Origin of the sequence: Ewingella sp. CoE-038-23 (genome assembly GCF_040419245.1) — a bacterium.
Taxonomy (GTDB): domain Bacteria; phylum Pseudomonadota; class Gammaproteobacteria; order Enterobacterales; family Enterobacteriaceae; genus Ewingella; species Ewingella allii.
The window spans coordinates 2,581,757-2,605,826 of record NZ_JAZHOH010000001.1 but is presented as its reverse complement, the minus strand read 5'-3'; the positions used below and the strand labels follow the sequence as shown (position 1 = coordinate 2,605,826).

At 52.8% G+C, this 24,070-nt stretch carries 24 protein-coding genes; 15 read left to right on the top strand and 9 right to left on the bottom strand.

Annotated features, from left to right (window positions below; translation table 11 throughout):
- Positions 1–89 precede the first annotated feature (89 nt).
- From V2154_RS12220 to htpX, 4 genes are all read left to right on the top strand, one after another.
- Positions 90–587 carry a GAF domain-containing protein gene (locus tag V2154_RS12220; protein ID WP_185690162.1) on the top strand — a complete coding sequence of 166 codons (498 nt, stop codon included), beginning with the start codon at positions 90–92 and terminating at the stop codon, positions 585–587.
- A gap of 95 nt (positions 588–682) precedes the next feature.
- Positions 683–1,369 (top strand): RNA chaperone ProQ, encoded by a 687-nt coding sequence (gene proQ / locus V2154_RS12215; RefSeq protein WP_034791228.1) that lies wholly within the window; start codon positions 683–685, stop codon positions 1,367–1,369.
- Between the two features lie 19 nt (positions 1,370–1,388).
- Positions 1,389–3,458, top strand: a complete 2,070-nt coding sequence (prc, locus tag V2154_RS12210; protein WP_353502473.1) for a carboxy terminal-processing peptidase — start codon at positions 1,389–1,391, stop codon at positions 3,456–3,458.
- A 290-nt stretch (positions 3,459–3,748) separates the two neighbouring features.
- Positions 3,749–4,630, top strand: coding sequence for a protease HtpX (gene htpX / locus V2154_RS12205; protein ID WP_353502472.1), 882 nt, complete (start codon positions 3,749–3,751; stop codon positions 4,628–4,630).
- Between the two features lie 82 nt (positions 4,631–4,712).
- Here the strand turns inward: htpX and V2154_RS12200 are convergent, their stop codons facing one another.
- Positions 4,713–6,107 (bottom strand): MFS transporter, encoded by a 1,395-nt coding sequence (locus tag V2154_RS12200; RefSeq protein WP_353502471.1) that lies wholly within the window; start codon positions 6,105–6,107, stop codon positions 4,713–4,715.
- 239 nt (positions 6,108–6,346) lie between these two features.
- On the opposite strand from V2154_RS12200, the gene kdgR reads away from it, so the two are divergent.
- Positions 6,347–7,144 (top strand): DNA-binding transcriptional regulator KdgR, encoded by a 798-nt coding sequence (gene kdgR / locus V2154_RS12195; protein ID WP_034791220.1) that lies wholly within the window; start codon positions 6,347–6,349, stop codon positions 7,142–7,144.
- Between the two features lie 62 nt (positions 7,145–7,206).
- Here the strand turns inward: kdgR and V2154_RS12190 are convergent, their stop codons facing one another.
- Entirely contained in the window at positions 7,207–7,959 is a 753-nt protein-coding gene (locus V2154_RS12190; protein ID WP_353502470.1) for an IclR family transcriptional regulator, read from the bottom strand.
- A gap of 401 nt (positions 7,960–8,360) precedes the next feature.
- Here V2154_RS12190 and V2154_RS12185 point away from each other — a divergent pair, with 401 nt between their 5' ends.
- The 6 genes from V2154_RS12185 to V2154_RS12160 all read left to right on the top strand — a co-directional run bounded on the left by V2154_RS12185 (position 8,361) and on the right by V2154_RS12160 (position 13,170).
- Positions 8,361–8,753 (top strand): RidA family protein, encoded by a 393-nt coding sequence (locus tag V2154_RS12185; RefSeq protein ID WP_353502469.1) that lies wholly within the window; start codon positions 8,361–8,363, stop codon positions 8,751–8,753.
- A 135-nt stretch (positions 8,754–8,888) separates the two neighbouring features.
- Positions 8,889–9,725 carry an ABC transporter substrate-binding protein gene (locus tag V2154_RS12180; RefSeq protein WP_353502468.1) on the top strand — a complete coding sequence of 279 codons (837 nt, stop codon included), beginning with the start codon at positions 8,889–8,891 and terminating at the stop codon, positions 9,723–9,725.
- 49 nt (positions 9,726–9,774) lie between these two features.
- The gene (locus V2154_RS12175) at positions 9,775–10,512 is read left to right on the top strand and encodes an amino acid ABC transporter permease (protein WP_353502467.1); all 738 of its coding nucleotides are present in this window, start codon (positions 9,775–9,777) and stop codon (positions 10,510–10,512) included.
- Positions 10,509–11,153 carry an amino acid ABC transporter permease gene (locus V2154_RS12170; protein ID WP_353502466.1) on the top strand — a complete coding sequence of 215 codons (645 nt, stop codon included), beginning with the start codon at positions 10,509–10,511 and terminating at the stop codon, positions 11,151–11,153. The genes V2154_RS12175 and V2154_RS12170 overlap by 4 nt, the downstream gene beginning before the upstream one ends.
- Positions 11,150–11,887 carry an amino acid ABC transporter ATP-binding protein gene (locus V2154_RS12165; RefSeq protein ID WP_353502465.1) on the top strand — a complete coding sequence of 246 codons (738 nt, stop codon included), beginning with the start codon at positions 11,150–11,152 and terminating at the stop codon, positions 11,885–11,887. The genes V2154_RS12170 and V2154_RS12165 overlap by 4 nt, the downstream gene beginning before the upstream one ends.
- A gap of 11 nt (positions 11,888–11,898) precedes the next feature.
- On the top strand, positions 11,899–13,170 hold the full coding sequence (locus V2154_RS12160) for an alanine racemase (RefSeq protein ID WP_353502464.1): 1,272 nt from the start codon (positions 11,899–11,901) through the stop codon (positions 13,168–13,170).
- A gap of 81 nt (positions 13,171–13,251) precedes the next feature.
- On the opposite strand, the gene V2154_RS12155 is transcribed toward V2154_RS12160, so the two are convergent.
- From V2154_RS12155 to kduI, 4 genes are all read right to left on the bottom strand, one after another.
- Positions 13,252–14,643 carry an L-cystine transporter gene (locus tag V2154_RS12155; RefSeq protein WP_353502463.1) on the bottom strand — a complete coding sequence of 464 codons (1,392 nt, stop codon included), beginning with the start codon at positions 14,641–14,643 and terminating at the stop codon, positions 13,252–13,254.
- A gap of 193 nt (positions 14,644–14,836) precedes the next feature.
- Positions 14,837–15,394 (bottom strand): metal-dependent hydrolase, encoded by a 558-nt coding sequence (locus V2154_RS12150; RefSeq protein ID WP_353502462.1) that lies wholly within the window; start codon positions 15,392–15,394, stop codon positions 14,837–14,839.
- Between the two features lie 151 nt (positions 15,395–15,545).
- Complete coding sequence (gene kduD / locus V2154_RS12145) at positions 15,546–16,307, bottom strand: 2-dehydro-3-deoxy-D-gluconate 5-dehydrogenase KduD (protein WP_353502461.1); 762 nt, start codon at positions 16,305–16,307, stop codon at positions 15,546–15,548.
- Positions 16,308–16,361: 54 nt separating this feature from the next.
- Positions 16,362–17,198: a 5-dehydro-4-deoxy-D-glucuronate isomerase gene (gene kduI / locus V2154_RS12140; RefSeq protein ID WP_353502460.1), complete on the bottom strand. Its 837-nt coding sequence runs from the start codon at positions 17,196–17,198 to the stop codon at positions 16,362–16,364.
- Between the two features lie 303 nt (positions 17,199–17,501).
- Between kduI and V2154_RS12135 the strand changes: the two genes are divergently transcribed.
- A complete protein-coding gene (locus tag V2154_RS12135) occupies positions 17,502–17,834 on the top strand; it encodes a cupin domain-containing protein (protein ID WP_034791198.1) in 333 nt (110 codons plus the stop codon).
- Positions 17,835–17,845: 11 nt separating this feature from the next.
- Here the strand turns inward: V2154_RS12135 and hxpB are convergent, their stop codons facing one another.
- A complete protein-coding gene (gene hxpB, locus V2154_RS12130) occupies positions 17,846–18,511 on the bottom strand; it encodes a hexitol phosphatase HxpB (RefSeq protein ID WP_353502459.1) in 666 nt (221 codons plus the stop codon).
- A gap of 191 nt (positions 18,512–18,702) precedes the next feature.
- Between hxpB and V2154_RS12125 the strand changes: the two genes are divergently transcribed.
- Complete coding sequence (locus V2154_RS12125) at positions 18,703–19,251, top strand: YniB family protein (protein ID WP_353502458.1); 549 nt, start codon at positions 18,703–18,705, stop codon at positions 19,249–19,251.
- 72 nt (positions 19,252–19,323) lie between these two features.
- Here the strand turns inward: V2154_RS12125 and V2154_RS12120 are convergent, their stop codons facing one another.
- A complete protein-coding gene (locus V2154_RS12120; RefSeq protein ID WP_353502457.1) occupies positions 19,324–20,193 on the bottom strand; it encodes a fructosamine kinase family protein in 870 nt (289 codons plus the stop codon).
- A gap of 313 nt (positions 20,194–20,506) precedes the next feature.
- Here V2154_RS12120 and V2154_RS12115 point away from each other — a divergent pair, with 313 nt between their 5' ends.
- On the top strand, positions 20,507–21,139 hold the full coding sequence (locus V2154_RS12115) for a transglycosylase SLT domain-containing protein (RefSeq protein ID WP_084674100.1): 633 nt from the start codon (positions 20,507–20,509) through the stop codon (positions 21,137–21,139).
- Between the two features lie 31 nt (positions 21,140–21,170).
- On the opposite strand, the gene V2154_RS12110 is transcribed toward V2154_RS12115, so the two are convergent.
- Entirely contained in the window at positions 21,171–21,854 is a 684-nt protein-coding gene (locus V2154_RS12110) for a MarC family NAAT transporter (protein WP_353502456.1), read from the bottom strand.
- Positions 21,855–22,141: 287 nt separating this feature from the next.
- Between V2154_RS12110 and thrS the strand changes: the two genes are divergently transcribed.
- Positions 22,142–24,070 (top strand): threonine--tRNA ligase, encoded by a 1,929-nt coding sequence (thrS, locus tag V2154_RS12105; protein WP_353502455.1) that lies wholly within the window; start codon positions 22,142–22,144, stop codon positions 24,068–24,070.

The window sequence follows — 24,070 nt, the reverse complement described above, 5'->3', positions numbered from 1 at the left end:
CCTTGTTCAGATGAGTATTTAATGCTTATTTTATATGGGTTAAGCACAACATATCGGCTGACTGCCCTTGGGTCATTATTGGTTATTACATGAATAAACAAGAATTCTACGCGGAATTAAAACGTGATCTGAACGCGCTTATCGCCGGAGAGAACAATTTTATTGCTACTCTGTCGAATGCCAGCGCCTTACTTTATGAGCGTCTTGAAGGGGTTAACTGGGCTGGATTCTATCTTATGGATGGTTCCACACTGGTGCTTGGACCTTTTCAGGGCAAAATTGCCTGCGTGCGCATCCCGGTAGGAAAGGGCGTTTGTGGGACTGCCGTGGCTGAAAACGCCGTGCAGCGCGTCGGTGACGTGCATGCGTTCCCCGGGCATATCGCCTGTGACGCAGCAAGTAACGCAGAAATCGTCTTACCGATTAGCGTTAATGGCACAGTGATTGGCGTCCTGGACATCGATAGCACCGTCTATCAACGCTTCGACGAAGCGGATGAACAAGGGCTGACAGAGTTAGTTGCCGGGCTTTGCCAGCATCTGCAAAACAGCGATGCAGCAAAATATGTCAATCTGATCGCAAGTTGATCTACGGATAACGTGGCATTTAACGGTGGCGTCATTATAATGACGCCTGTTCATGCCTGCGCCGGTTGGCAAACCCGTTGTAATCAGGAAATTTCATGGAAAATCAACCTAAGTTGAACAGTAGTAAAGAAGTCATTGCCTTTTTGGCCGAGCGTTTCCCGCTCTGTTTTAGCGCCGAAGGCGAAGCTCGTCCTTTAAAGATCGGTATTTTTGCGGATTTGGTCGAGCGCGTGCAAGGCGAAGAGAATCTGAGTAAAACTCAGCTGCGCTCTGCTCTGCGTCTATATACCTCAAGCTGGCGTTATTTGTACGGCGTTAAAGTTGGCGCACAGCGCGTTGACCTTGACGGTAATGCATGTGGTGAGCTGGAAGAACAGCACGTCGAACATGCCCGTAAACAATTAGAAGAAGCGAAAGCTCGTGTTCAAGCACAACGTGCTGAACAACAGGCTAAGCGTCGTGAAGCGGGTGAAGCCGAACCACGTCGTCCACGTCCGGCTGCTAAAAAACCTGCGCCGCGCCGTGAAAACGCGCCTGCTGCTGTAGCTGGTCAAGAAAATCGCAAACCACGTGCACCTCGCCCACCGCGTGAGGAAAAACGTGAACCGCGTCAGGTGCCAGTCACAGATATCTCAAAACTGCAAATTGGCCAAGAGATCAAAGTGAGAGCCGGTCAGAGTGCTATGGACGCCACCGTTTTGGAAATTGCCAAAGACGGTGTTCGAGTTCAGCTCTCTACGGGTCTGGCGATGATCGTGCGCGCAGAACACTTGCAGTTCTGATACGGAGGCCAACTCAGGCATGAACAAATTTGTCAGATTAAGCGTTATTGCAGGTCTTTTGTTGTCAGGAGCCAGTCTGGTTAACACCAGTTATGCGAACGATAGTGCCCCGGTAACTATCGACCAGCTCAAGCAACTGACACAAGAGCCTCAGGACGCAACGGTAAGCGAGCGTGTTACGGCACGCTTTACCCGTTCGCATTATCGTCAATTTGACCTTAATGCAGATTTCTCCGCTAAGATTTTCGACCGTTACCTCAACATGCTCGATTATGGCCATAACGTTTTGATGGCCTCCGACGTAGCTCAGTTCGCTGATAAACGCAGCACGCTGGGTGAGGAACTCAAAACGGGTCAACTGAATACGCCTTACGCGTTGTTCAATCTGGCTCAAAAACGCCGTTTCGAACGCTATACCTATGCGTTGGAAGTGCTGGCGCGCCCAATGAATTTCACGGGCAACGACACCATCAATCTTGATCGCGCAAAAGCCCCTTGGCCGAAAGATAAAGCCGAGTTGGACAGTCTGTGGGATGCCAAAGTCAAATATGACGAGCTGAACCTCAAGCTGACCGGGAAGACCGATCAGGAAATTCGTGATGTGCTGACGAAACGCTATCGTTTTGCGATGAAGCGCCTCACCCAGAGCAACAGCGAAGATGTTTTCCAGTTGGTGATGAATGCCTTCGCGCATGAAATCGACCCACATACTAACTATCTGTCTCCACGCAGCACCGAGCAATTCAATACTGAAATGAGCCTGTCTCTGGAAGGTATTGGTGCCGTGTTGCAAGGCGACGATGATTACACCGTGATCAACTCGATGGTAGCAGGCGGCCCGGCGGCCAAAAGCAAAGCTATCGCAGTGGGTGACCGTATCGTCGGCGTTGGACAGGTAGCCACCAGCAAAGGCGTGGTTGATGTGATTGGCTGGCGTCTCGACGACGTCGTCGCTCTGATCAAAGGCGCGAAGGGCAGTAAAGTTCGTCTCGAAATCCTGCCTGCTGGTAAAGGTACCAAAACCCGTACTGTTATTTTGACCCGCGAGAAAATCCGTCTGGAAGACCGCGCCGTTAAGATGACCATCAAGAAAGTCGGAAACGAAAAAGTCGCCGTGATGGATATCCCGGGCTTCTACGTTGGCCTGACTGATGATGTTAAAGTGCAGCTGCAAAAAATGGCCAAGCAGGATGTCAGTAGTCTGGTTATCGATTTGCGTACTAACGGCGGCGGTGCATTGACCGAAGCCGTGTCCCTGTCTGGCCTGTTTATTCCAAGCGGCCCGGTCGTGCAGGTGCGTGATAACAATGGTCGCATTCGTCAGGATAGCGATACCGACGGCGTTGTTTACTACAAAGGCCCGCTGGTGGTGCTGGTTGACCGCTTCAGCGCCTCTGCGTCAGAGATTTTTGCCGCTGCAATGCAGGATTACGGCCGTGCTCTGATTGTGGGTGAACCGACCTTCGGTAAAGGTACTGTGCAGCAATACCGTTCTCTAAACCGTATTTATGACCAGATGCTGCGCCCTGAGTGGCCTGCGCTGGGCTCTGTTCAGTACACCATTCAGAAGTTCTATCGCATCAACGGCGGCAGTACTCAGCGTGAGGGCGTAACCCCTGACATTCTGATGCCTACCGGGATTGAAGCGATTGAAACAGGCGAGAAGTTTGAAGATAACGCCTTGCCGTGGGATAGCATCAGTGCTGCCACCTACACCAAGACCGGCGATCTGAAACCTTTCGTACCTGAACTGCTGAAAGATCACGATGCACGTATCGCCAAAGACCCAGAGTTCCAGTACATCCAGCAAGATATCGCGCGCTACAAAGCGTTGAAAGACAAGCGTGATACCGTCTCTCTGAACTACGCCCAGCGTGATAAAGAAGACAAAGAGGATGATGCAACGCGCCTGGCTCGTCTGAACGAACGTTTCAAACGTGAAGGTAAGAAGCCGCTGAAATCTTTGGATGAGTTACCTAAAGATTATGTCGCTCCAGACCCGTACCTTGATGAAGCTGACAACATTGCCGTTGAACTGGCTAAGCTACTGAAAGAGCAGGGCGATAAAGCCCCGGCTACCAGCAAATAAGTCCTGACTTCGGTCGACACGAAAAGCGCACTCCGGTGCGCTTTTTTATTACCTGTGATCAAGCAACGGGGCGAGCCGCAGCGAACCCGTGGCGTTGTGAATATGCACAATTGTGGATAAATAAATGAGAGCAAACGCTGCAATTTGTAAAGTATTGTGATTTTATGGGCATAACGGCGTCCGACTCTTGAATCTGCACCATAAGCCCATAGGATCTAGGCAGGTCGATGAGTTTTGTCGATTTTCACCTGACAATAAAAAACGAAACAACAATGAGGAAGTGACATTTTATGATGCGTATAGGGTTGTTCCTGTTAACTAACCTGGCGGTCATGCTGATTTTCGGTCTGGTGCTGAGCCTTACGGGCATTCAGTCAAGCAGCGTGCAAGGTCTGATGATCATGGCCGGTCTGTTCGGGTTCGGTGGCTCCTTCGTATCCTTACTGATGTCTAAATGGATGGCGTTACGTTCGGTTGGCGGCGAAGTCATCGAACAGCCGCGTAACGAAACCGAGCGCTGGTTGGTTGAAACCGTGCGTCGCCAGTCTCAGCAGGCGGGCATTGCCATGCCACAGGTGGCGATTTATCACGCGCCGGACATCAACGCCTTTGCTACCGGCGCACGCCGTGACTCATCTCTGGTTGCCGTCAGTACCGGCCTGCTGCAAAGCATGAGCCAGGACGAAGCCGAAGCGGTTATCGCCCACGAGATCAGCCATATTTCCAACGGCGACATGGTCACCATGACGCTGATTCAGGGTATCGTGAATACCTTCGTTATCTTTATTTCTCGCCTGATTGCTCAGGTGGCGTCTGGTTTCCTTTCCGGCAACCGTGATGGGGAAGAGAGCAACGGCGGTAACCCGATGATTTACTTCGCGGTTGCCACCGTGCTTGAACTGGTATTCGGTATCTTGGCCAGCATCATTACTATGTGGTTCTCGCGTCACCGTGAGTTCTACGCAGACGCCGGTTCCGCTAAACTGGTTGGCCGCGAGAAGATGATTGCCGCGCTGCAGCGTTTGAAAACCAGCCATGAGCCGCAAGAGGCGGGCAGCATGATGGCGTTCTGCATTAACGGTAAGTCCAAGTCGTTCAGCGAGCTGTTCATGTCGCACCCGGCATTGGATAAGCGTATCGAAGCGTTACGCAGCGGCCAGTACATCAAGTAATAACTGTAGGTGACTCGCTAAAGAAAAACCCGGCTCAGGTGGCCGGGTTTTTTTATGTCTGGGGATTGTTGAACCTGCACGGTTAAGATTTCTCCGCCGCTTCCTTCTGACTGGCCGTTTGCTGGGTCATACGCATAAAGCTGACCAGCGCGCCGCCGCCCGCCAATGTGCCGGCAAGGATCAGCGAGGCGTGAGTGCCATGGTCCGGGAACAGGTTGAACATCAGGGCTACCAGCGCCGCGCCGGTGGTCTGGCCGAGCAGGCGCGCGGTGCCAAGCAGGCCGCTGGCTCCGCCGCTGCGGTTACGCGGCGCGGAGGTAATAATGGTGTGGTTGTTTGGCGACTGGAACAGACCGAATCCGGCACCACAGATAAACATGCGCCACACGATGTTCAGATTTGACGGGTCATGAGGCAGCATCGACATTGAATAAAGGCCGAAGGAGAGCACAATCAGCCCGATACCGCCGAGCATTCCCGGATGGAAGCGCTCGACCAGACGGCCAGAAATAGGTGCCATCACCATGGTAGCGAGAGGCCACGGGGTGAGCAGCAGGCCGGTGGAGACAGAATCCAGCCCCAGCGTATTCTGCAAGAAGAACGGCAGCGACACGAAAGCCAGCATCTGCGCGCTGAATGAGCACAGCGAGGTGCCGAGCGACATAGCGAAAATCGGAATGCGCAGCAAATCGACCGGCAGCAGTGGGAAAGGGCGCGACAGCTGGCGGCGCACGAAGAACCAGCCGATGATCATCATCGCCACCACTTCAGCCAGCACCAACAGGCGATTTTGCCCCTGAGCGAAGCCGCTGATGGCGGTGATCAGCAGACCGAAGGTCAGGGCGTTCATCAGGCTACTGGTGAAGTCGAAACGCTGGCCCTGACTTTTGGTGCTGTTGGCAGGCAGGAACTTCACCCCCAGCGCCAGCGCGGCGATACCAATCGGCAGGTTGATAGCAAACAGCCACTGCCAAGACGCAATCGACAAAATCCCCGCCGCCACGGTCGGCCCGGCGGCAGATGAGACGGCGACAATCAGGGCGTTGATCCCCATTCCTCGCCCGAGAAAACGCTGGGGGTAAATGATGCGGATCAGCGCGGTATTAACACTCATGATCGCCGCAGCGCCAAACCCCTGTAAGATGCGCGCAATAGTCAGGGTGGTCAGCGAGTCCGACAGGGCGCAAAACAGCGAGGTAATGCTGAAAACTAACAATCCGGTCTGATAAATACGGCGATAGCCAAAAATATCCCCCAATGACGCCAACGACAGCAGCGAAATCGTTACTGCGAGCTGGTAGGCATTGACCACCCAAATCGAAGATGCCGGGCTGGCGTTCAAATCTTTCGCAATGGTCGGCAGTGCCACGTTGGCAATCGCGCCATCGAGCACGGAAACGGTAATGCCGAGAGCGATAGCCAGAATCGCCCCATAGCGTTGAGGAACGGGAAGCCCGTCATTTGGCGTGAGTGTCATGAATGAGTGTCGGCATTAGGGGTAATAATAAGAGGAAATATTATCACGCTAATGACTCTGGAGTGCCAACCGCGATTACTATGAATCCTTAGTAATATTGTAAGAAAAGTTATGAAATATTTAGCGCCAAACCTCAGCTTTTCTTCTGGATGATTGCGGTTCTCAAAAGCTTGCCATTATAATGAAAACTGTGTTCTATTTTTTTTGAAACAAAACTAAAGCGGGCAGGTAAGAGAGTTATGGCTAACGCAGATCTTGATAAACAACCGGATTCCGTCTCCTCAGTTCTGAAAGTTTTTGGCATTTTGCAGGCGCTGGGAGAAGAAAGAGAGATTGGTATTACTGAACTTTCGCAACGCGTGATGATGTCGAAAAGTACCGTCTATCGCTTTTTGCAGACGATGAAATCGCTAGGTTATGTGGCTCAGGAAGGCGAGTCGGAGAAATATTCTCTCACCTTGAAGTTATTTGAGCTGGGCGCGAAGGCGTTGCAGAACGTCGATCTTATTCGTAGCGCGGATATTCAAATGCGCGAGCTGTCTCGCTTAACCCGCGAAACCATTCATCTCGGCGCACTGGATGAGGACGGCATTGGCATCGTTTATATTCATAAAATCGATTCCATGTACAACCTGCGGATGCATTCTCGCATTGGTCGCCGCAACCCGCTGCATAGCACCGCCATTGGTAAAGTGCTGCTGGCGTGGGGTGAGCGAAGCGAAGTGGATTCATTGTTGTCAGAAATGGAATTTACCCGCAGTACCGAAAACACGCTGCTTGATGCGGACGCGCTGCGTAACGCGCTGGTGAAGGTTCGCGAGCAGGGCTTTGGCGAAGATATTGAAGAGCAGGAGCAGGGGCTGCGTTGTATCGCCGTGCCGGTGTTTGACCGTTTCGGCGTGGTGACTGCCGGTTTGAGTATCTCTTTCCCGACCATTCGTTTCTCTGAAGAGAGCAAAAACGATTATGTCAGCATGCTGCACACCGCGGCGCGCAACATCTCCCAGCAACTGGGCTACCACGACTACCCGTTCTAATCCGCTGGCTCCCCTAACTCGTGTTAAACCAGGTTAGGGGAGACGGCCACCCACTAGGGAAATTAGGTTAAGTCAGAGAGCTTACGCCCGGCGTCGATCAGCTCTTTCAGCAGCATCTGGCGGCGCTCCTCTGGCGTGTCGCGACTGACCATAAAGCAGATGGCGGCCACCGCCTGCCCCCCGCGAGAGCGAATCGGCGCGGCCATGCAGCAGGTAAAGCTCTCTGATAGGCCTTCCGTCATGCAATATCCCAAATGCCCCGCGTAGTGGATCTCGTTGAGAAAGGTCTGTTTATCCAGGATCTGACCATTGGCGAGCTGGTAGTCTTCTTCCGGGATCAGCTTGAGAATATCGCTATCCGACCAGTTGCTCAGCAGCAAGCGCCCGGTCGCTGTCCAGGTAATGGGCACTCGCACGCCGATATCTGAGGTGATTTTGAACGGATGCGCGTTACTTTCTGAGAGCACCACGGTGTATTTATTGCCTTCCAACATACAGAGTTGAACGGTTTCTCCATGGCGTGCCACAATCTCTACCATCAACTGATGAGCCCGGCGGATCAGGTCATTGTGCGCCATGTAGTCTGCACCGTAATAGTGCATCTCGCGGCCGAAAAATACCGCGCCGTCGGCATCTAACTCCAGCAGGCCAGCGTCACCCAACAGGCTCACCAAGTCATAGACGCTCGAGCGTGGAGCCCCGGTCGCTTCAATCAGATCCCGCATCGCCATGGGCCTGCCGGCAATATGCAATTGGCGAAAAATATCGATAACCCTGTCAACACCGCGCGCCCGCGATACTTTCTCATCTGGCATAAGCCAACTCCCCTGTGGTAATGGTGCGGACGGAATATATTAAACGCATCATACACGGCCCGATGAATTTAACCCATCCCCGGCGTTAAAGAATTAATCCTGATATCTATTTAAAGAGAAATAACCTGTTCTATTTTGGTGCCCCATTTTAGCGCGCTGCAATTAATGGCGGCAGAAGAAATAAGATAAAGATCACATTCTCATCCAGAGGCGCAGTGTGAAAGTTTTATTTATGAGACGCAGAACACATCGCCGAAAACTAATTAATCCAGTGCATATTGCAAAAGCTCATTTCCTATGCAAATCTGAAGTTGTCCGATATCAGAGATTGATGTCCAGTATATCGGACGATTGATGTGTCGATGCAGGCACAGCATTTTCCCACACAGGAGCAGTAATGCATGGCGATTAAACGTTACGGTGTAGAAGGTGGAACAGGCACGGGCGGCCAGAAACTCCCCTTCGCACGGGCCGTAGAGGCCGATGGCTGGTTATATATCTCCGGCCAGACGCCGATGCTTGACGGCGAAGTCGTCGAGGGTGGCATCATTGAACAGACCCAACTGGCCTTCGACAACTGCTTAACCATCATGCGCGAAGCCGGTTATCAGGTAGAAGATGTGGTTCACGTCACGGCGGTATTAACTGACGCGCGCTATTTCAGTTCATTTAATAAAGTATTCAGTGAGATATTTAAAGGTAATCCTCCAGCCCGTATTTGTAGCGTTCAAGATTTAGTTGTGGACTGTAAAGTAGAAGTGGATATGAAATGCTTCCGCTCTGATCGTAAATAATTATTTCAATTAAATTTGGCTATCGATTTATTTAATACTACGACCGCACCGGGACAGTATTTATTCTCACCTGCTTTTCATTTTTCTGTGAAATTATTTTTCATATCAGTCTCCATTTACATAAAGAGAGAAAAAATGAATACAACATCGCTGAAAGTAAGTGTCAAAGCCGCTGCCACCACCTTGGCATTGCTCATTCTGGCAGGCTGTACGCCGACCGACGATAAAAAAGCAGCCGGCGCTGCGCCGCAATCTGCCCTGCAAACCGTGCTTCAGCGCGGCACGCTGCGCGTTGGCGACTGCCTGAGTTTCGCGCCATTCGGTTTTTACGATAAAGATAATAACCCGGACGGCTATGACGTTGATTTAGCCAAAGCCCTCGCCAAAGAGATGGGCGTTAAGCTGGAAATGGTCAATACCACCAGCGCCAACCGAATTCCAAACCTGCAAACCAATAAAGTCGACGTGGTGTTCTGTAACTTCACGCGCAATCTTGATCGCGCTAAAGAAATTACCTTCACCAACCCTTACGTGGTGGCGAGCGAGGCGATGTTGGTGCGCAAAAATAGCGGTATTCAATCTGCCCATGATATGGCGGGTAAAACTATCGCGACGGTGAAAGGCTCAACCAACGGCGATGAAGTGCGCAATCTGGGTATTAAAGTCAATATTCAGGAATATGACTCCTCGCAGGCTGCCATTCTGGCGGTGAAACAGGGTCAGGCCGACGCCATGATTGAAGATAACAACTTCCTGGCGTATCAGGCCAAGCTCGACCCTACATTGGCCGTGACCAATGAGGCGCTGGTGCCTCTTGAGTACAACGCCTTTGCCGTGAAACAGGGCGATCAGGTGTGGGCTAACTATTTGAATGAGTTCCTCTTCGAGATTAACGCCTCTGGCGACAACGCCACGCTGTATCAGAAATGGTTTGGCAGCAAACCTCGCTACCCGCTGAATCCACAATATTGATAGTAAAGGGCGCGGCAGTTGATGCCGCGCCACTCGAAGGAGTAGGACCATGAGTTATCAATGGCTAACCCTGTGGCGCTATGGCGATACGTTTCTTTCCGCCGCGTGGCTGACCCTGCAAGTCACTATTCTCGCCTTTGCGCTGGCCTTATCGTTGGGCCTTATCTCGGCGTTGGCGAAGTCATCCCGTCTGGCGGTGGTGCGCTGGATAAGCCACTGCTATGTCGAATTTATCCGTAACACGCCGGTGTTGTTGCAGATATTCATCATTTTCTTCGGCCTGCCTTCCATGGGCATCACCATGAGTGCCTTCACCGCAGGCGTGTTGGCGCTGGGGATTAACGTCGGAGCTTATCTGTCAGAAACCTTCCGTGCGGGTATTCAGTCAGTGCCGAAAGGCCAGCTAGAGGCCGCGTGGGTGCTGGGCGTTCCGAAAAGTCAGGTGTTTATCAGCGTGGTGCTGCCCCAGGCCGCGCGGGCAGTATGGCCAGCCATCATTAACAACCTGATCCAGCTGCTGCTGGGTACTTCGCTGCTGTCGGCCATCGCGCTGCCGGAACTGACCGGCACGGCCACGGTGATTAACGCCCGCACGTTGCTCTATATCCAGACCTTCAGCATCGTGACGGTCATCTATCTGCTGTTTAGCAATATCTTCTCGTGGCTGGGGAGTGTGGCGGGGCGGAAGTTATTCCATCCGGCGCTGGTGACCTCGAGTAAAAGAGCCACATGGCGGCAGCCACTGAAATGGCTGACCCACACCGCGAAAGGAGGGAAAACCTCATGAGTGATTTAATCACCAGTTCTTTGCCCATTCTGCTGCAAGGCTTGGGGATCACCTTACTGCTCTCGGTGGCGGCTATTATCGGCAGCACCTTGCTCGGCCTGCTGGCGGCGGTATTGCGCACCAGTAATCTGCCGATAGCCAAGCAGATCGCCGTGCTCTATACCGAGCTGTTTCGCGGCACGCCGGTGCTGATAACCCTGATGTTTATCTATTTCGGCGTGGCCTACTTCGGCTATGACATCAACCTGTTTGCGGCGGGCATTCTGGGCCTGAGTATTTACCAAGGGGCTTATATCGCCGAAGTGTTTCGCGGCGGGATTGAAGCCGTGCCGAAAGGCCAGTGGGAAGTCTCATGGATCCTTGGTCTGTCAAAACGCCAAACCTTTATGAGCGTGGTTCTGCCACAAACCCGTGGCATCGTGCTGCCGCCGCTCGTCGGCCAATATCTTTCTCTGATTAAAGATACGTCGATTGTCAGCATGATTGGCATGTCCGAGTTGATGCACCAAGGTCAGGCGATTGTTGACCGCGTCGGCCAGCCGGTGGTGATTTACGGCCTTGTTTCCTTGCTCTATTTCGCGGTTTGTTTCCCGCTTTCCCGTTGGGTTCAACATCATCAAACCAGGAGTCAGTTATCATGAGTAAACCCGCCATTATGCTGAATAATGTGACGAAATCCTTCGGCTCAACCCAAGTGCTGAAAGAGATCAGTCTGGACGTCTCACTGGGCGAGGTGCTGGTGCTGATTGGTGCTTCTGGCTCCGGGAAAAGTACCGTGCTGCGCATCATGAGTGGTCTGGAAACCGCCGACGGTGGCGAAATCTGGGTCAACAATGTGCCGCTGCATGACAAGAAGCGCTCCCGCGAGATCTGCGGCCACGTCGGCATGGTGTTCCAGCAATTCAACCTGTTCCCACACAAAACCGCGCTGGGCAATGTCACGCTGGCGCTGATTAAGGCGCAAAAGCTCTCCGTGGCCGAAGCCAACAAGCGCGGCATGGCGGCGCTGGCGCGCGTCGGCCTGTCCGAGCGTTCACACCATTATCCGGCCCAGCTCTCCGGCGGCCAGCAGCAGCGCGTGGCGATCGCCCGTGCGCTGGCGGTCGAACCCAAAATCATGTTCTTTGATGAAGCCACGTCGGCACTCGACCCAGAGCTGGTGGGCGAAGTCATGGAAGTGATGCGCAGTCTGGCCCGCGAGGGTATGACCATGGTGGTGGTGACCCATGAGATGGGCTTTGCGCGTAAAACCGCCGACCGCGTGGTGTTTATGGACCAAGGCGTGATTGCCGAGCAGGGCACCCCGGAGCAGATTTTTGTTAATCCGCAAAATCAGCGTACCCAGCAATTCTTATCCCGCGTGCTTGAGCACTAATCGGAGGAAGCATGTCTGTTCAATTTCCATTGCGGGCCGACGGCCAGCTTGACCCACAGCAGGCCGCGCCGCGCTTTAAATCAGTAGCGGGCGCGGGCGATGCCCCTCTGCCACAGGGCACGGCGGTACTAAGTAGCGATAAGGTCTTTTCGCCACTGATGATCATGAAGCAGTCGGCGTTAGAAAATAATTTGCGCCAGCTGGCGGCTTTCTGCCGGGAGAATGGCGTGATGCTGGCGGCGCACGGCAAAACCTCGATGTCGCCGGGCGTGCTTCGCCGTGCCATTAGCGAAGGCGGGGCTTGGGGGCTGGGGGCGGCAACCCCGGCTCAGGTGCGTGCACTGCGCCAGTTCGGCATTCGCAACGTGTTTTTAGCCAATGAGCTGGTGGACCCGGCGGGGATCCGCTGGATCGGCCAGTGGCAGCAGGATCATCCCGACCACGGCTTCCTCTGTTATGTCGATTCGCTGCAAGGCGTGAAGCTGCTGGAGCAGAATCTGGGTGACAGCCAGATCTCCGTGCTGTTGGAGATGTCGGTGAGTGGCGGCCGTACCGGCTGTCGGTCGCAGGAGGAGGCAGTTAGCATCGCCGAAGCCATTGCCGCCAGCAGCCAGCTGAGGCTGGTCGGCGTGGCGGGGTATGAAGGCGCACTGGGCGCAGGGCGCGACGCGGCGGGCATTGCGCGAGTGAAAGCCTATTGCGAAATGATGATTGCCACGGCGGCGCGGTTGGCCGACAAGCAGCTGTTCGCCAGTGACAACATTATTCTTAGCGCGGGGGGCGGGGCGTGGTTTGACGTGGTGACGGCCTGCTTCACGGCGGCAAGCTTGCCTCTGCCGGTCACGCCGCTGATCCGCTCGGGTGCCTACATGGCACACGACAGCGGCCTTTATTCGCGCATTGCGCCTTTTGCCCAGCCGGGCGCAACCCACCATTTCGAAGCGTCATTGGAAATCTGGGGCAGGGTGCTGTCTCGCCCCGAGCCGGGACTGGCTTTTGTGGATTTTGGCCGTCGCGACGTGCCTTTCGACCAAGATTTGCCAAACCCGCTGTGGATCCGCAATGCCGATGGCAGCGAGCCGCGCGCGGCCAGCCATTTGACTATCAGTGACGTGAACGACCAGCATGCCTATTTGCTGCTGCCGGAGGATGAGAAGCTCCAGCCGGGAGATTGGGTCGGGTGCGGCATTTCCCATCCATGCACCGCCTTTGATAAATGGCGCTACCTGCCGCTGGTGGATGACAACTACTGCGTCACGGATGCGCTGGAAACCGCGTTTTAAGCACTAAGTGTCTGAAATACAAAAAGGCCGCAACGTTATTCGTCGCGGCCTTTTTTATGGGGCTAGTGGGTCAATACTGAATTAGCGATGAGCCAGTTCGGCGTTCTCATCGGCGTCCAATACGGACTTATCAGTCTGGCGCAGCAACTGGCTGGTGATGGTACCGGCAGTCATTGAGCCGCTGACGTTCAGCGCGGTACGACCCATATCAATCAACGGTTCGACTGAAATCAGCAGGGCAACCAGCGTTACCGGCAGGCCCATCGCTGGCAGCACGATCAGCGCCGCGAAGGTTGCACCGCCGCCCACGCCAGCAACACCGGCAGAGCTGAGGGTCACGATACCGACGAGGGTGGCGATCCACATTGGGTCAAACGGGTTAATGCCCACGGTTGGCGCAACCATCACCGCCAGCATGGTCGGATACAGACCCGCACAGCCGTTTTGACCAATGGTGGCACCAAAGGACGCCGCGAAGCTGGCGATTGATTCAGGAATACCCAGACGACGGGTTTGCGCTTCAACGCTCAGCGGAATAGAAGCAGCGCTAGAACGGCTGGTGAAGGCAAACGTCAGCACCGGCCATACTTTGCGGAAGAATTTCGCTGGGTTAATGCCGGTGAAAGAGAGCAGCACCGCGTGAACCACAAACATGATGGCCAGACCCAAGTAAGACGCCACCACGAAGCTACCCAGCTTGACGATATCCTGCACGTTAGAGCCGGCAACCACTTTGGTCATCAGGGCCAGCACGCCGTATGGAGTCAGCTTCATCACCAGACGAACCAGTTTCATCACCCAGGCTTGCAGAGTGTCGATGAACGCCAGCACGCGCGGGCCTTTCTCTTGGTCATCTTTAACCAGTTGCAGGGCAGCAACGCCAACGAAGGCAGCGAAGATAACCACGCTGATGATCGACGTCGGGCTTGCGCCAGTTAAATCGGCAAACGGGTTTTTCGGAATGAAGGACAGGATCAGCTGCGGCATGGTCAAGTCAGCGACTTTACCCACATAGTTGCTTTGCAGCGCAGAGAGACGAGCCGTTTCTTGAGCACCCTGCACCAGACCGTCCGCGGTCAGGCCGAACAGGCCGGTGACAAACACACCTACCAAGGCTGCGATAAGCGTGGTGAACAGCAGCGTGCCGATAGTCAGGAAGCTGATTTTACCCAGTGAAGAGGCGTTATGCAGCTTGGCAACCGCACTCAGAATGGACACAAATACCAGCGGCATAACGATCATTTGCAGCAGCTGCACATAACCATTCCCGACGATATTGAACCAGGTAATAGAGGTTTTCAGTACTGGGTTGTCAGAGCCGTAAATCAGCTGCAATGCCAGACCAAACACCACACCGATCACCAAACCGACCAGTACTTTTTTTGCCAAACTCCACTGCTTGTGGCGGGTTTGCGCCAAAAGTAGAAGGAGGGCGACGAAGACCACCACGTTAATCACGAGCGGAAGATTCATACCCAGATCTCCAAATTTCTAATTATGTTTTGCTTTTTGATGTCCCCAATGCGGGGAATGCACCATCCCATAGCGTTGGGGCATAGAATAACAGTTCATTTGGAGGGGGATTTATATCCAAAAAGAATGCTTTATAACTTTATGAGCTAAAAACGGCTTAAATATGCCTTTTGCGGTTGTTTTCTGCGCATTTTTAGGTGATCAGGTTCAATAATTTGCTAAATGACTCCGGCTTGATTGCACCAATAATGGGCGTCCAGTCGGGCCAGAACAGGGTGAAGCCCACCAAGAGTAAACATAATGTGCGCTCCAGCTGGTTGCCTTTCTGGCTATTAATCAGCGGCAGGCGAAAACGCCAGCGGCAGGGCCACAGCAGAGGTACTCCGGCAGGGGTCAGCATGTCCGCCAGTATATGGCTGAGGTAGCCGATAATCATTGCGTGGAAAGCGTCGATAGGGATCACCCAATCATGGGGGAAATGGGTACGCATCAGGAAAATGCCGCCGACCACCGCTAACAGGCTATGGGTGAACCCCCGATGCCCAAAGACGCGGGCAATGGGCGCGGAAACCCACTTAAGGCGCTGGCCTATTAGCGATTTTGGGTGATCAATGTCGGGCAGCAGTGACGTCAGCAGCGAGGCTGGGATAATATGCCACCAGTCCCCGTGCGCCAGCTCGGGAGAGAGCTGTGCTTTTTTGGCGAATACCGCACAGGCGATTGAAAATATGAGATGGCCTTCCGCCGTCATGACGCTTCCGAACTTAATAACTGTTATTTTATCCAGTATAAGTGAAACTGTCACAATCAGGGAAGAGTTACCCTGTAACGAATTGTCAACTATTTGAAATATAATAAAAAAGACGCCATTTTAGACGTCTTTTTTCGACTAATTTTACAGCTTAACGCGCCAACCAGCCGCCATCAACCGCCACGGTGTAACCATTCACATAGTCAGAGGCTTTTGACGCCAAGAAGACCACCGGCCCCATCACGTCCTCGGGCACGCCCCAACGGCCCGCCGGAATACGCTCCAGAATCTCTTTACTGCGGCCTTCGTCGGCGCGCAGCTGCTCGGTGTTATTGGTCGCCATATAGCCCGGCGCAATGGCATTCACGTTGATGCCGTGCTTGGCCCACTCATTAGCCATCAGGCGAGTGATCCCCATCACCGCGCTTTTTGACGCCGTGTAGGACGGCACGCGAATACCGCCCTGATAAGAGAGCATGGAGGCGATATTAATGATCTTGCCGCCGTGGCCCTGTTTGATGAACTGGCGCGCCACGGCCTGCGACATAAAGAACAGCGTCTTACTGTTGACGTTCATCACGTCATCCCAGTTCTTCTCGCTGAACTCAATGGCGTCTTCGCGGCGAATAATCCCGGCGTTGTTGACCAGAATATCCAGATGCCCGAACTCGCCGACGGCTTTTTCAATCAGCTCCGGGATACCCTCGATGCTGCCCAGATCGGCGCGAAGATCCAGAAAACGGCGGCCCAGCGCCGTCACTTTTTCGGCGGTTTCATCGGGTGAACTCAGATTGACGCCGACAATATCACAGCCCGCCTGCGCCAAACCTATCGCCATACCCTGTCCAAGCCCGGTATTACAGCCGGTCACTAGCGCGACTTTTCCTGCCAAATCAAATGCATTAAGGATCATATTCTTTTCTCTTTTAACAACGGCGCTCGGCCGAAAGATATCTCTGCTGGCCGATTAGCGCAGTTCGCTGACCTTCACGTGGTCCATATCGTCAAACACCTGATTCTCACCCACCATGCCCCAGATAAAGGTATAGCGCTTGGTGCCTACCCCGGCGTGAATCGACCAACTCGGGGAGATCACGGCCTGTTCATTGTGCACCAGCAGATGACGCGTCTCCTGCGGCTGGCCCATCATGTGGAATACGGCGGTTTCGTCGTCCATATCAAAGTAGAAATAGACTTCCATCCGGCGCTCGTGGGTGTGGCACGGCATGGTGTTCCACAGGCTACCTTGCTCAAGCTTGGTCAGGCCCATGGTCAGCTGGCAGGTTTCCAGCACGTCAGGAACGATAAACTTATTGATGGTGCGACGGTTGCTAGTGGCTGGGTCGCCGATGGTCTGCGGAGAAGCCTCGGCCAGCGTGATTTTCTTGTTCGGGAAGGTGGTGTGGGCCGGCGCGCTATTGTAGTAGAACTTGGCGGGCTTGGCCGGGTCGAGGCTGCTGAACTCAACGTTTCGCGCCCCTTTGCCGACATACAGGGCTTCTTCATTGCCAATCTCATAGGTGGTGCCATCGACAGCTATCAGGCCCGGCCCGCCAATATTGATCACCCCCAATTCGCGGCGCTCAAGGAAATAGCTCACGCCAAGCTGCTTGCCCACTTCGTCACCCACCGACACCTTGGCATCAATCGGCATCACGCCGCCGACAATAATGCGGTCGATATGGCTGTACGTCATGGTGTAGTTGTTTTTTTCGAAGATTTTCTCAATCAGAAATTCGCGACGTAATCCCGCGGTGTCGAGCTGTTTGGCGTGGTCGCTATGGATGCTTTGACGGACTTGCATGTCGGTGCCTCTCGTGCGTGGTAAGTGCAATGAAGGAAGGAGTTGTCGGCGCTGACTGAGGTGACGCGTGGCAGTGACATCACCACAAAGATCAAACCGCCGGCTCGTCCTTGGTCTGTGCAGCATAAAGTCATTGGCATATGAATTCAATAAAAATGAAATGATGTTTTATTTATTTTATGAGGGAGGTCAAGATTATCGAAACTGATCCTCGAGCCTTAGAGAAGGGCGAGTAGAATGATTTTCAGGTTTGAGCCGTTTAGGCTCGCTTTCCCTCTTTAATTCCTACCAAAAGGCGCTGCGATGAAAACGTTCTTTATAGATGAAGAAACCCCATGGGAAGAGCTTGGGCACGGCGTGAAACGCAAAATCATGACCTGGAGCGATGACCTGATGATGGTCGCGGTGCACTTTGATAAAGGGGCGATTGGCGTGGCGCACAAGCATGATATTCACGACCAGATTGCTTATGTGGCGGCGGGCAGCTTTGAAGTGGAGATAGAAGGCGAGAAGAAGATCCTGGGCGTCGGGGATGCGTACCGGGCGGTGAAGCACGAGATGCACGGCGTGGTGGCGCTTGAGCAAGGCAGTGTGCTGATTGACACCTTTTCACCCAAGCGCGCGGACTTTCTGTAAAACTATTATGTTTAGCGAATATGCTCGGCGCGCAGCTGCTCAAGGGAGGAGAGTTTAATGTCAGCCAGCGCCCAGCGCGGGTCTTCACTGAACTCATGGTCCGGCACCACAATGGATCGCATGCGGGCGGCCTTAGTGGCAATCATGCCATTAAAGGAGTCTTCCAGCGTGACGCAGTTCAGCGGGTCAACCTGCAACTGGCCGGCTGCCTGAATATAGACTTCAGGGTGAGGCTTGCTGTAAGGCAGGTGCTCGGCGGAGGCGCGGATTTGGAAGTAGCCGGTGAGGTTAAACATCTCGAGCACTTTATCCAGCATGTGCAGCGGAGAAGCCGAAGCTAAACCAATTTTCAGCCCCTGATCGCGGCACAACTCTAAGGCGTGGGTGACGCCGGGCAGCAGCGGGCGGGTCTGTTCCACCAGTTCGATGGCGCGAGCAATCACGCGCTGCGTCACTTCCTCCTGCGTCGGCCCCTGCCAAGGCATGGCCTGATACCACATCCGCACTACCTGATCGATGCGCAAACCCAGCGTGTCAGGCAGCAAATGGCGCTGCGATAGGTCTAATCCCAAATCGCCAAAAATATCCAGCTCGGCCTGTGTCCACAGGGGTTCAGAGTCGATCAGCAGACCATCCATATCAAATATTGCCGCAGCAATAGGACGCGAGTACGCCATTGTTTTTCTCTCCATGGTTGAGGTTTTCGCCACTCTATCACTCGTTGGCTCAGGGCAGAAGTCAGATACATCGCGCCCGGGAAACGGAAATATTGTCTGACTTTGTGTCTAAGCCATTAAAACAGTGGGCGACATTCCTAATCTGCGGGTAGACTTAGTCGATATCTGAGACGTCTTCACAAGGGGAATTCATGACGTATCAACAGGCCGGGCGCGTTGCCGTACTAAAGCGGATCTTGGGTTGGGTGGTTTTCATTCCCGCATTACTGTCGACCATCATTTCATTGCTGAACTTTGTCTATGAGCACAGTAAAGCCCAGCAGGGGATTAACGCGGTGATGTTGGATTTCGTCCATGTCATGGTCGATATGGTGCGTTTCAACACCTCGTTCTTGAATATGTTTTGGTACAACTCGCCGGTTCCGGTGCTCGGGCAGGGCCTCACCACGGCTAACATCGTGTTCTTTATTATCTACTGGCTGATTTTTGTCGGTCTGGCGCTACAGGCTTCAGGTGCGCGCATGTCACGCCAGGTTAAACATATTCGCGAAGGCATTCAGGATCAGCTGATTTTGGAGCAGGCGAAAGAGGGCGAAGGGCGCACTAAGCAGCAAATCGAAGAGCGCATCGTCTTACCTCGACACACGATTTTTGTGCAATATTTCCCACTTTATATCCTGCCGATTATTCTGGCAGTGATTGCCTATTTCATTCTCAAATTATTAGGTTTAATTGCCTGAGAATTAATTCGCAAGGTCAGTATTAAGCGGCAAAAAATGAGCCTGAATCCGTCATAGATTCAGGCTCTTTTATTATGCCCCGTCGCTCTGCATTAATCGTTCAATTGCCCGTTGCGCCACCACCAGATGTTGACCGCCAAAAAGATTACTGCGATTGAGCAGATAATATAATTGGTAAACCGGCTGGCGAAGGGTGAAATCGTCGGGAAGGGGAGTACGGCTTTGATATCCATCGTAAATATAGCTGGGGACGTTGGGATATAAAGGCAGCATGGCGAAATCGCATTCGCGATCTCCCCAGTAGCAGGCCGGGTCGAAAATTACCGGACCACCCTCGGATAAAGCGCAGTTGTGCGGCCACAGGTCGCCGTGCAGCAAAGAGGGCTGCGGCTGGTGGTTATGCAGCCGGGCGCGAACCTTTTCCGTGATGTCTTCGATATTGCCAAACACCATGCCTTTCTCGGCGGCTAGCTGTAACTGCCAGCCAATTCTCTGCTCGGCAAAGAAGCTCGACCAGCGTTTTTGCCAGCTATTGGGCTGGGGCAGTGTTGCCAGCTCGTTATCAAAATCAAGCCCGAACTGGAGTTGTTCGCTCCACTGGTGCAGGGCCGACAGCTGCTGGCCTAGCAGGTAAGCACTGTGCTGATCCAGGGGTTTAAGAGGGAGATATTCAAGTAAGAGGAAGCTGTAATCACGGTCACTGCCAACGCCATACACTTCAGGCACTTTCACCGTTTTACTGCGAGCGAGTAGGGCGAGCTGGTCAGCCTCGGCGGCAAAAATGGGCAGCATCTCGCGTGAATTACATTTCACGAAGATATCCCTGTCTCCATAACTGAGTCGCCACGCTGGGTGGATTTCACCCCCGGGAAGCTCAACCCGTTCACGGATTTCGGCGCTACCAAGATGTTCACTTAACAAACGATTAACGGCTTGCCACATGGAATCACCCCTTCTGACTGGCCTGATTATTCATTAAGTTAGCGTCTTTCTCACTTGAAAAACCCGATCTGGCCCACAGCAAAATCAGGTTGTGAAGTAAATACGCGTGATCTGCTTCATCTGTTTGTTACAAAGAGAATATGAAATTAGGAATTAGTGACGCTAATAGTGCATATATAAGCAGAATTATCTTATCGACTCTTTCCTAATACCTTTGTTTAACAGAACATTATTCAGCATAGACTAAAAATATATTCAGGTGTGCGAAGAAGATGTATATGCTGGCTTTCGTCAAAGTCGCGAGAGGCATAACGTGAAACCAAACATTCTTTATTTGATGGCCGCGCTTTTATTAGCGGGTTGCGCTAAAGAAACGCCGGTACAACGGACTCACTTTCTGAATCCGCCGGCCGCATTACCGGATACGTCCATGATGCACCAAGGACCTTACGGCAGCGTGATACACCAAGCAGCAAATACCTATGGTGTTGATGAAACATTGGTAAAGGCGATTATTCAGGTTGAGTCAGGTTTCAATCCGACGGTGGTCAGTAAGTCTAACGCGATTGGCCTGATGCAGTTAAAAGCATCGACGGCAGGGCGTGATGCTTACCGGATGAAAGGGCGCTACGGGCAACCCAGCACCCATGAGTTGAAAGATCCCGCGGTGAATATCGATTTAGGTACAGCTTACCTAAGCATGTTGCAGCAACAGTTGGCGGGTATCAGCGACCCACAAACGCGGCGTTATGCAACAACAGTGGCTTATGTAAACGGTGCAGGGGCACTACTGAGAACCTTCTCCAGCGACAGAACTTACGCTGTAGCCAAGATTAATCAGATGACGCCACAACAGTTCTATGAACACGTGCAGCAAAAACACCCGGCTCCGCAGGCCCCTCGCTACCTGTGGAAAGTGAACAACGCTTATCTGGCCATGAGATAAGCACTGTTCATTCTATCCGTCAGCAGCGCAATCAGGCTGCTGGCGGGTAGTGTGAAATAATCTCCAGAATGCCGTTAATGCCAAACTGAACGCCCATACACACCAGCAAGAACCCCATCAGACGCGAAATCGCTTCAATCCCGCTTTTCCCCACCAGACGCATAATCGCCCCAGAGCTTCTTAAACAGAGCCACAGGATCAGGCCGATGAGGAAGAAGGTCAGCACTGGCGCAACGGCAATCACCCACTCAGGGAAATCCACGCCGTCTTTGATGGCAGAGGCGCTGCTGATGATCATCGCAATGGTCCCCGGCCCGGCGGTGCTTGGCATGGCGAGCGGTACAAAGGCGATGTTCGGCGAGTCCTGCTTCTTCATCTCCTCGGTTTTATTCTCCACCATGGTCTTCTCTTCAGCGTGTGGCTGAGGAAATAGCATGCGAAAACCGATAAAGGCGACAATCAGCCCCCCGGCGATACGCAGCCCCGGAATGGAAATCCCGAAGGTATTCATCACCAACTGACCGGCATAAAACGCCACGGTCATAATGGCGAACACGTAGACGGAGGCCATCAGCGACTGCTGGTTGCGCTCCTGCGTGGTCATATTGCCCGACAGACCTAGCAGCAGCGCGACAGTGGTCAGGGGGTTAGCCAGCGGCAACAGAATCACTAAGCCCAGTCCGACGGCTTTAAATAATTGGGCAATTTCGGTCATGATTTTCCATCCATTTTCAACATCCTTTCAATATGAGTGCTGTGCAGATAATTACACGAAAAATAGCACCATTAAGCAACCAAGGTTGCTGGAAAACTGCGCTTTACGAATGTTACACTGGCTGGCGTTTTTTACGTCGCATCTTGAGGCAATGAAGTCGGGGCCTTACAGGTGCATGTATTCGGCAAAGTAGAGCTGAATAGCGTAACTAACTAAATGAATTTAAACCCAAATATTTTCTATATGTGCTCTGTCGTGTGGGGCACCACTGTAGATAAGGAATTAACATGCCAGTTATTACTCTTCCTGACGGAAGTCAGCGTTCGTTTGATGCTCCCGTTTCTCCCCTTGATGTCGCCCTTGATATCGGTCCAGGTCTGGCGAAAGCCTGTATCGCTGGCCGCGTAAATGGCGAATTGGTTGATGCAACGGATCTCATTACTCAGGACGCACAGTTAGCGATCATCACTGCCAAAGACGAAGCCGGTTTGGAAATCCTGCGTCACTCCTGTGCGCACTTGTTAGGTCACGCAATCAAACAATTGTGGCCGAACACCAAAATGGCCATTGGTCCAGTTATCGACAACGGTTTCTATTACGACGTTGATATCGATCGCACGCTGACTCAGGAAGACCTCGATCTGCTTGAAAAGCGTATGCACGAGTTGGCTGAAAAGAATTACGACGTAATTAAAAAGAAAGTCAGCTGGCAGGAAGCGCGCGATACTTTTGCAAGCCGTGGCGAGCAATACAAAGTGGCAATTCTGGATGAGAACATCAGTCATGATGATCAGCCAGGCTTGTATCACCATGAAGAATACGTCGACATGTGCCGCGGTCCGCACGTGCCAAATATGCGTTTCTGCCATCACTTCAAACTGCAGAAAACCTCCGGTGCTTACTGGCGTGGCGACAGCAAAAACAAAATGCTGCAACGCATCTACGGCACCGCGTGGGCTGAGAAGAAGCAGTTAAATGCTTATCTGCAACGCCTTGAAGAAGCCAGCAAACGCGACCACCGTAAAATTGGTAAGCAGCTTGACCTGTACCACATGCAGGAAGAAGCGCCAGGCATGGTGTTCTGGCACAACGACGGTTGGACTATCTTTCGCGAGCTGGAAGCCTTCGTGCGCATGAAACTGAAGTCTTACGACTATCAGGAAGTCAAAGGTCCATTCATGATGGACCGCGTACTGTGGGAAAAAACAGGTCACTGGGATAACTATAAAGACGCGATGTTCACCACCTCTTCCGAGAACCGTGAGTATTGCATCAAACCGATGAACTGCCCGGGCCACGTGCAGATCTTCAACCAAGGTTTGAAATCTTACCGCGACCTGCCATTGCGTATGGCTGAGTTCGGTAGCTGTCACCGTAATGAGCCATCTGGCGCATTGCACGGCCTGATGCGCGTTCGTGGCTTTACTCAGGATGATGCGCACATCTTCTGTACTGAAGAGCAGGTCCGTGACGAAGTAAACAGCTGTATTCGCATGGTTTACGACATGTACAGCACTTTTGGTTTCGAAAAGATTGTGGTGAAACTTTCCACCCGTCCTGAGAAGCGCATCGGTACTGACGAAATGTGGACTAAAGCCGAGGATGACTTGGCTGCTGCACTGACTGAAAACAAGATTGAATTCGAATATCAACCGGGCGAAGGCGCGTTTTATGGTCCGAAAATTGAATTCACCTTGCATGATTGTTTGGATCGTGCGTGGCAGTGTGGTACCGTGCAACTCGACTTTTCATTACCGGGTCGCTTGAACGCGTCTTACATCGGCGAAAGCAACGACCGTCAAGTGCCAGTAATGATTCACCGAGCAATTTTGGGCTCTATGGAACGCTTCATCGGTATTCTTACCGAAGAGTATGCAGGTTTCTTCCCAACGTGGATTGCTCCGGTTCAGGTTGTGGTAATGAATATTACCGATACACAAGCTGCCTATGTCGAAGAATTAACTAAAAAACTGCAAGATGCAGGCATTCGCGTTAAAGCCGACTTGAGAAATGAGAAGATTGGCTTTAAAATTCGCGAACACACGCTACGCCGTGTCCCTTATATGTTGGTTTGTGGCGATAAAGAGGTCGAAGCAGGCAAAGTTGCCGTTCGTACCCGCCGCGGAAAAGACTTGGGAAGCATGGACGTTAGCGAAGTCGTTGACAAACTGCTGGCGGAAATCCGCAGCAGAAGTCTTCATCAACTGGAGGAATAA